This window comes from Armatimonadota bacterium (genome assembly GCA_016869025.1).
Lineage (GTDB): Bacteria > Sysuimicrobiota > Sysuimicrobiia > Sysuimicrobiales > Humicultoraceae > VGFA01.
On sequence record VGFA01000034.1, the window covers coordinates 1 to 7,892 of the forward strand.

Consider the following 7,892-nt stretch of genomic DNA (forward strand, 5'->3'; position numbering starts at 1 on the left):
CCGGGATGCCCAAGGTCGAGTGCATCTTCGTCGAGGAGTTTCAGCCCGAAGGACCTTACGGGGCCAAGGGGGTTGGGGAGATCGGCAACATCCCAACGGCCGCGGCGATCGCCGGCGCGCTGTGGTCCTACGACGGTGTACGCCGGACCCGGCTGCCGATGAAGGATTCTCCCGCGGCCCGAGGATTCGTGAGATGGACCTCGTCCTGACCGGCGGCACCGTACTTGCATCGCTGGACGCGCCGGCGCTTCTCCAGGCCGACGTGCTGATCCAGGGAGGCCGCGTCACCGCTATCGGCCGGGCTCCGGAGGGTCTTCCCCGCCGCGACTGCTCGGGCTGCCTGATCATTCCTGGGAACGTCTGCGCGCACACGCATCTATACTCTGCGCTGGCGCGAGGCATGCCCTACGGCCTGGAGCCGCCGGCCGACTTCACGCAGATCCTACAGCGCGTCTGGTGGCGCCTGGACCGGGCCCTGGACGAGGAGACGGTCCGCGCGTCGGCGCGCTCCGGCGCGATGAGCGCGCTGCTCTCGGGTACGACCACGGTTGTTGATCACCACGCCTCGCCCAACGCCATCGCGGGCTCACTCGACGTCATCGCGGACGCGCTCGGCGAGATCGGCCTGCGTTCGGTTCTCTGCTACGAGGTCACCGACCGCGATGGGCCCGAGCGGGCGCGCGCCGGGGTCGAGGAGAACCGGCGTTTCCTGGCCGCGCAGCGGCCCATGGCAGGGGGCCTCGTGGGCGCGCACGCGTCGTTCACCCTCTCGACGGACACGCTGGCCGCCTGCGTAGAGGTCGCGCGCCGGGCAGGCGCGGGCGTTCACGTACACGTGGCCGAGGACATGGCAGATCAGCGCGATGCCATGGCCCGCTTCGGCCGGCGCGTGGTGGGCCGGCTGGCCGATGCCGGCGCCCTGGACGAGCGGGCGGTCCTGGTTCACTGCGTGCACGTGGACGACGGCGAGATCGCCGCGATTCTCGGCTCTGGAGCGACCGTGGCGCACAACGCGCGATCCAACATGAACAACTCGGTCGGCCGCGCGCGGGTGGGCCGCCTCGGAGAGCGCGTGGTGCTCGGCACCGACGGTATCGGCGCCGACATGTTCGCCGAGTCGGCGGCCGCGTACTGGCGGGCCCGGGAGGACGATCTCTTCCTCGGCTTCGCCTGGCCGCTCCAGCGCATGGCCGCGGGCGCGCGCATGGCCGGGAGGATCCTGGGTGAGCCCGCGCTGGGCCGGATCGAGCCCGGCGCGCCCGCCGACATCACGGTGCTGGACTACCCTACCCCGACGCCGCTGCACGAAGGCAACCTGGCCGGGCACTGGCTCTTCGGCCTCTCGGCGCGTCACGTGCGCGACGTGCTGGTGCAAGGCGAGCTCGTCGTAGCCGACCGGCGGCTGAAGCGGGTGGACCAGGACGAGCTCGCCGCGCAGGCGCGCACGCAGACAGAGCGGCTGTGGCGCCGCCTCGAGGAGATCGGACCCCACGAGTTCGAGCCAGCAGGAGGAACGAGGCCATGACGCCAGGCGGCGGACGCGTTGCGCTGTACCTGCAGGACAAGCATCCCATCCGTCAGGGGATGGAGTACGTGCGGTACGCTGAGGAGCGCGGGTTCGAGGCGGTGTGGCAGGCGGAGAGTCGCCTTGTCCGCGAGGCCACGATCCCGCTGGCCGCGTTCGCGGCGGTCACCCAGCGGATCAAGGTGGGTTCGGGTGTCGTCAGCTTGTGGACGCGCAACGTGGGGCTGCTGGCGGCGACGTTCTCCACCCTCGACGACCTGGCGCCGGGCCGGGTGATGCTCGGGATCGGCGCGTGGTGGGAACCGCTGGCTACCAAGGTCGGTGTGGACCGGCGCAGGCCGCTGCAGGCGATGCGCGAGGTGGTCGAGGTCACCCGGCGGCTGCTCGCCATGGAGAGGGTAACCTACCACGGCGAGTTCGTTCACGTCACCGACATCGAGCTCGACATCGTGCACGGCGACCGTTCGCCTAAGAAGGTGCCCATCTACATAGGCGCTACAGGCATGAAGATGATGGAGATGACCGGTGAGATCGCCGACGGCGTGCTGCTGAACTACCTGGTCAGCCCGGGCTACAACAAGACGGCGATGGAAGCGCTGGCCGCCGGCGCGGCCAGGGCCGGGCGAAGCGTCGAGGACCTCGATCGGCCCCAGCTCGTGGTCTGCTCCCTGGACGAGGACCGCTCGTTGGCGCTGGACCGCGCCCGCGAACTGGTGACGCAGTACCTCGGCCAGCAGCCCCACATCATGAAGGCCAGCGGCGTGGACCCGGCGCTGCTGGACGAGATCGGCAAAGAACTTACCTGGCCGGCCGGGCCGGAGGAGATCCGAAGGGCGATGCGCCTGGTGCCCGACGAGGTGGTCCAGATGATAACCGCCTCGGGCACCCCAGCGGAGTGCCGCGCCAAGGTGCGCGAGTACATTGCCGCCGGGTGCACCTGTCCCATCCTGTATCCCCTTGGAGACGACGTGCGCGCCATGATTGACGCCTTCGCAGAGGGACGGTTTTGACCAACCTCGCCGCTGAAGATACCTTCGTCCGCCTCGACAACGTCACGCTGGACTATCAACACGAAGGCCAGGCGGTCCGTGCCGTAGAGGACGTGAGTCTCACGGTGCGGCGGGGTGAGTTCGTAGTGGTGGCAGGGCCCAGCGGCTGCGGTAAGACCACGCTGCTCAAGGTTCTCTCCGGCCTGGTCGTGCCCGGGAAGGGCAGCGCAAGCGTGGGGAACGCGCAGGTGCGCGGCCCACAGAAGAACGTGGGAATGGCGTTTCAGAACCCCATCCTCCTCCCCTGGCGCAAGGTCATGGACAACGTCCTGCTCCCGATGGAGGTCGTCACCCCGCACAAGGAGCGGTTCCGCCGCCACCGCTCGGAGTACGTGGCCCAGGCGCGGGAGTTGCTCGCCTCGGTCGGGCTGAGTGGGTTCGACGATCGCCACCCCTGGCAGATCTCCGGAGGGCAGCAGCAGCGGGCCAGCCTGTGCCGCGCCCTGATCCACAATCCGGAGATCCTGCTGCTGGACGAGCCCTTTGGCGCGCTGGACGCCTTCACCCGAGAGGAACTCTGGCAGGTCCTGCAGGACCTGTGGATGCAGCGGCGGTTCACCGTGCTGCTGGTGACCCATGACCTGCGTGAGGCGGTGTTCCTAGCGGACACCGTGTACGTGATGAGCACGCGCCCTGGGCGGATCGTGTCCCGGACCACCGTGGACGTTCCGCGCCCGCGCACGCTGGAGGATACTTTCAGCGCGCAATTCACGGAGACGTATCACGAGATCAGGCGCCAGATCGGTGAGGTGCTGGGACGATGAAATCGGAAAGCCACGGCAGGGTGGGCGGACGATGAAGCGCTCAAACTGGTTGACCGAATGGCTGCCCCCGCTGGTGGTGATCGTGTCCGCCTTCGCCATCTGGGAGGCAGGGGTCGCCCTGCTGCGCGTGCCCGAGTTCATCCTGCCCGGGCCCAGCGCGGTGTGGGTAGCGCTGGTGAAGTGGCGCGAGGCCATCTGGTTCAACGCCTCGCAGACGCTGTACACGACCCTTGTGGGATTCGCCATGGCTCTCGCCGGAGGAATGGGGCTGGGGCTGGCCATCGGCTACTCCACGCTGGTGTACCGGGCGCTCTATCCCCTGCTGGTGGCTTTCAACAGCGTGCCCAAGGCGGCGATCGTGCCCGTGCTCGTAATCTGGTTTGGAATCGGCACGATCCCGGCGATCCTCACCGCGTTCCTCATCTCGTTCTTCCCGATCGTCGTGAACGTGGCCACCGGGCTGGCCACGATGGAGCCAGAGCTGCAGGACGTGCTGCGGTCGCTGGGAGCGTCCAAGCGCGAGATCTTCCTCAAGGTCGGCATCCCACGATCGCTGCCTTACTTCTTCGCGTCGCTCAAGGTCGCGGTAACGCTGGCATTCGTGGGCGCCGTGATCTCTGAGACCGTGGCATCGAACAAGGGCATCGGCTATCTGATGATCGCGGCCAGCTCGCGCTTCGAGGTGCCGCTCGTGTTCGCCGGGTTGATCGTGGTCGCCGCCATGGGCGTGGCGCTGTTCGCGTTCTTCGCGGTCATCGAGCACCGCCTGACGAGTTGGGCATACCGGGGACCGGCTCTGACCGTCTGAGGGGAGGAACCATGGGGAAGCCAGCCCTGCTCATCATTGACATGCAGAACGACTCCTGCCAGCCCGGAGCGGCATTCGAGGTGCGCGGCGCCCTGGGCGTGCTCCCCAACGTCAAGAGACTGCTGGACGCCTTCCGGACGAACGGCCTGCCCGTCGTGCATGTCATGCGGGAGTACCGTGCGGACGGCGCGGACATAGAGATCACGCGGCGCGACCGGTTCATCCGTGCAGGCGGCGCGTTCGTGCCGGGCACGAGCGGGCATGCGCCGGTCGAGGGGCTGGGGCCGGTCTCCGGCGAGGCGGTAGTACCCAGGCAGCGGTGGAGCGCCTTCCACAAGACCGACCTGGAAGCCGTGCTGCAGGCCCAGGAGGTCGAGCTCGTGGTGCTGGCCGGGGTGGAGACCCTGGGCAGCATCCGGTGCAGCGCGTACGACGCGCTCGCCCTCGACCTCGAGGTCGTGGTCGCGTCGGATGCGACCATGGCCGGCGATGCCGAAGCGCACAAGGCCAACCTGCGCGACATGGAGACCGTCGGCATCGAGGTCTCCTCGGCCGACCACATAGTCTGGGCGCTGCCCAAGCGGCTGGGCCGGCGACTCAGGACCCGGCGCGACGAGGCGAAGACCCGCCAGTCCTGACCCGGCGCACATCGGCGGCCGGACAGCTATAGGGTCAGCGCGCCCGCCCGAACCTCCTGAGGGCCTCCAGGATCGCCCGCGTGCCGAACTCGACGGCCTCAGAGGGAATCCGCTCGTCGGCCGCGTGCACCAGGCGCGAAAAGTTCATCCCTTCGGGCAGGCGCATCGGCAGGAAGCCGTAGGTCTGGATTCCCAGCCGTGCGAAGAACCGCCCGTCGGTGGCGCCGGGCATCAGATACGGCACCGGGATGCCCCCAGGGTCCTGGTCGCGCAGAATCCCGGCCAGCAGATCGAACATCCCCATATCTGGTGACGCCGGACCAGGATCGTGGCGGATCACGCCCGCATCACCGGCCTCGCTCAGGGCGACGTCCGGCCCCAGGATCGGGCGCAGATCGGTGATCAGGTCTCCGGGACCGCACCCCGGCAGCAGTCGCCCGTCCATGTCGAGAACGATCTCGCTGGGGATGACGTTGACCTTCTCGCCGCCGCGCACGATGGTGGCGTTGACGGTGTTGCGCAACAGCGGGGAGAACATCCGGCCGCGCTCGCCCATCAACGCCAGCACGGCGTCCGTGCTGTGCGTGTCCAGCAGCGTGCGCAGGATCCAACTGGACGGCGGCCGCAGCGCGCCGGCGACTGCCTCGATCATCTGCCGGGCCACAGGAGTCACGCGCACCGGCAGATGGCGCCTATCCAGTGCCCTCAGTACGCGTCCGAGCGACGCCATGGCGCCGCCCTGCATCGGCAGGGCGCCGTGCCCGCCGGGCCCGCGGACGGTCGCCCTCAACCAGCAGCTCCGCTTCTCGGCGACCTGTATGGGATAGAACGTCCGGCCGCCGACCGGCATGCTGAACCCGCCGAACTCGCCGATGGCGTAGCGGATCCCGTCGAACAAACCTGCGTGGTCTTCGACTAGGAAGCGGGCGCCGTGCTCACCGTTGGCTTCCTCGTCGCACAGGATCGCCAGCACAACGCCGCCGGCCGGCCGCAGGCCCTCGGCCCGTGCGCGCAGGAGCGCGGCCAGCATCATCGCCACGCCGCCCTTCATGTCGAGAGCCCCGCGCCCCCAGACGAAGCCGTCTACCAGGCGGCCTTCGAACGGTGGGTGTTGCCAGACCTGCCCAGCGGTGGTCACGACGTCCACGTGCCCATAGAGCAACAGCGGCGGCGCACTGCCCTCCCCGGCCAGGCGCGCGATCAGGTTGGGTCGCTCGGGATCGCGGGCCAGAAGCGTGGTCTCGAACCCGGCCGCGGTCAGCAGGTCGTTGATGTAACCGACGCAGGCGACTTCGCACCCAGGCGGGTTGGTGGTGTCGAACTGGATCAGGCGCCGAAGCAGTTCGGCGGGATGTTCGTGAACGGACACGGGATCCTCCGGGGCTCTGGCCTACTCTGGCTCCATCAGCGTACCCTGCCCGTGGGTCAGGCCCCAGTAGTGCGGGACCGCCTTCGGGCCCGGCACGTCGGGCGCAGGCGGCGGGCCGGCCGAGGTGGCCGGCCGGGTGAGGCCGATCAGGTCGTCGGGCCGGACCGGAACGCGGTTCAGCGCCCGGCCGGTGGCGTCGCGCAGCGCGGCCACGATTGCGGCGGTCGAGACCACGGTGGGCGGCTCGCCCACGCCCTTGACGCCGAACGGCGATCCAGGTTCGGGCTCCTCGACCAGCACCGCCTCTACCGGCGGCATGTCCAGGATCGTGGGTATCAGGTAGTCGGTGAAGGAGGCGTTCAGGATGCGACCTTCCCGCACCTGAACCTCTTCCATCAGGGCAAACCCCAGCCCCATGGCCGTGCCGCCCTCGATCTGCCCGTAGACGGCCTGAGGATTGATCGCGCGTCCCACGTCCTGCGCCGTGGCGATCTGCACCACCCTGACGAGCCCCAGATCCTCGTCCACCTCCACCACCGCGCGCTGCGCCGCGAAGGCGAAGCTGACGTGCGGGTCGCCCTGCCCCATGGCGTCCATCTCGCGCGTCGCGCGGTGGTGGTAGACGCGCGTGCGCTCGATCGGCTCATCGAGGTACATCTCAATCGGACCCTCCAGGACATCGCCTGTCTCAGCGCTGAGGCCGGCGCGCCGGAACAACTCTTCCCTGATCGCCCGGCAGGCCAGTTGCACTGCTCCGCCCGACATCATTGTTTGACGCGATGCCGATGTGGACCCGGCCGAACCCACAAGCGTGTCCGAGGGGTGCAGCACCACGTGCTCAACCCCCAGCTCGGTGCGCGCTATCTGGGCCAGGACGGTGTGCACTCCCTGCCCTACCTCGGCCGCGGCGGAGTGTACCTCGGCGATCGCCCCGGACGGCCCGGCAAACAGCCGCACGCGCGCCTCCGACGAGTCGTCGAAGCCGTCGCTGTAGGCGATGTTCTTGTAGCCAACGGCGAACCCGACCCCACGGCGCAGCGTCTCGCCCCGCGACACGTTCCCGGCGCCGCCCGGGGAGAGTTGATCACGCCGCCCCTTTTCCTCTTCCGGCATCGGGATCGCGGCGCAACGCTCGATCACCTCGCGCACCGGCGCGCTACCCCGGATGACCTGGCCTGTCGGCAGGACCGAACCGGCCCCAAGCGCGTTCTTAAGACGGAGCGCCACCGGGTCCATCCCCAGCGCTTTGGCGAGTTTGTCCATCTGCGCCTCGTACGCGAGGCAGACCTGCACCGCCCCGAAGCCGCGCATTGCCCCGGCGGGCGGGTTGTTGGTGAAGACCCGCGTGCCCTCGATGAGCGCATTGGGCACCTCGTAGGGACCGGCCGCAAACGTGGAGGCGTTGCCGATTACCGCCGATCCCGACGACGAGTACGCGCCGCCGTCCAGCAGGAGCCGGGCGCGCACGTTAACGAGCCGGCCGTCGCGCGTGGCGTCGTGACGCATCCAGATCCGGGATGGATGCCTGTGAACGTGGCCGAAGAACGACTCCTCCCGGCCGTAGACCATCTTCACGGGCTTCCCGGTGCATAGCGCCAGCAGGCATGCGTGGATGTGCATGCTGACGTCCTCTCTCGCGCCGAACGCGCCGCCCACGCCGGCCAGGTGCAGCCGCACCTTCTCTGAGGGCAGGTTCAGGCAGGGCGCCACCTGTTCGCGGTCCACGTGTAGCCACTGCG

General features: G+C 69.0%; 8 protein-coding genes. 6 read left to right on the forward strand and 2 right to left on the reverse strand.

All coding sequences use genetic code 11. The features are described from left to right. From FJX73_12370 to FJX73_12395, 6 genes are all read left to right on the forward strand, one after another. A partial coding sequence (locus FJX73_12370) for a hypothetical protein (protein MBM3471564.1) occupies positions 1–209 on the forward strand: 209 nt, incomplete at its 5' end. After that, positions 194–1,525, forward strand: coding sequence for an amidohydrolase family protein (locus FJX73_12375; GenBank protein MBM3471565.1), 1,332 nt, complete (start codon positions 194–196; stop codon positions 1,523–1,525). The genes FJX73_12370 and FJX73_12375, both read left to right, overlap by 16 nt. Next, the gene (locus FJX73_12380; protein ID MBM3471566.1) at positions 1,522–2,535 is read left to right on the forward strand and encodes an LLM class flavin-dependent oxidoreductase; all 1,014 of its coding nucleotides are present in this window, start codon (positions 1,522–1,524) and stop codon (positions 2,533–2,535) included. The genes FJX73_12375 and FJX73_12380 overlap by 4 nt, the downstream gene beginning before the upstream one ends. Then, positions 2,532–3,338, forward strand: a complete 807-nt coding sequence (locus tag FJX73_12385; GenBank protein ID MBM3471567.1) for an ABC transporter ATP-binding protein — start codon at positions 2,532–2,534, stop codon at positions 3,336–3,338. The genes FJX73_12380 and FJX73_12385 overlap by 4 nt, the downstream gene beginning before the upstream one ends. Positions 3,339–3,369: 31 nt before the next feature. Then, complete coding sequence (locus FJX73_12390; protein ID MBM3471568.1) at positions 3,370–4,146, forward strand: ABC transporter permease; 777 nt, start codon at positions 3,370–3,372, stop codon at positions 4,144–4,146. Positions 4,147–4,157: 11 nt separating this feature from the next. Then, positions 4,158–4,784 (forward strand): cysteine hydrolase, encoded by a 627-nt coding sequence (locus FJX73_12395; protein MBM3471569.1) that lies wholly within the window; start codon positions 4,158–4,160, stop codon positions 4,782–4,784. 34 nt (positions 4,785–4,818) lie between these two features. Here FJX73_12395 and FJX73_12400 read toward each other — a convergent pair whose 3' ends face one another. Both FJX73_12400 and FJX73_12405 read right to left on the reverse strand, forming a co-directional pair. After that, a complete protein-coding gene (locus FJX73_12400) occupies positions 4,819–6,153 on the reverse strand; it encodes a M20/M25/M40 family metallo-hydrolase (GenBank protein MBM3471570.1) in 1,335 nt (444 codons plus the stop codon). Between the two features lie 21 nt (positions 6,154–6,174). Continuing rightward, the coding region (locus tag FJX73_12405; GenBank protein MBM3471571.1) for a xanthine dehydrogenase subunit D at positions 6,175–7,892 on the reverse strand (1,718 nt) is incomplete at its 5' end.

Bases quoted from the DNA above. Each gene is read 5' to 3' on its own strand.
- FJX73_12375 (MBM3471565.1), top strand. From the start codon at position 194: ATGGACCTCGTCCTGACCGGCGGCACCGTACTTGCATCGCTGGACGCG.
- FJX73_12380 (MBM3471566.1), top strand. From the start codon at position 1,522: ATGACGCCAGGCGGCGGACGCGTTGCGCTGTACCTGCAGGACAAGCAT.
- FJX73_12390 (MBM3471568.1), top strand. From the start codon at position 3,370: ATGAAGCGCTCAAACTGGTTGACCGAATGGCTGCCCCCGCTGGTGGTG.
- FJX73_12395 (MBM3471569.1), top strand. From the start codon at position 4,158: ATGGGGAAGCCAGCCCTGCTCATCATTGACATGCAGAACGACTCCTGC.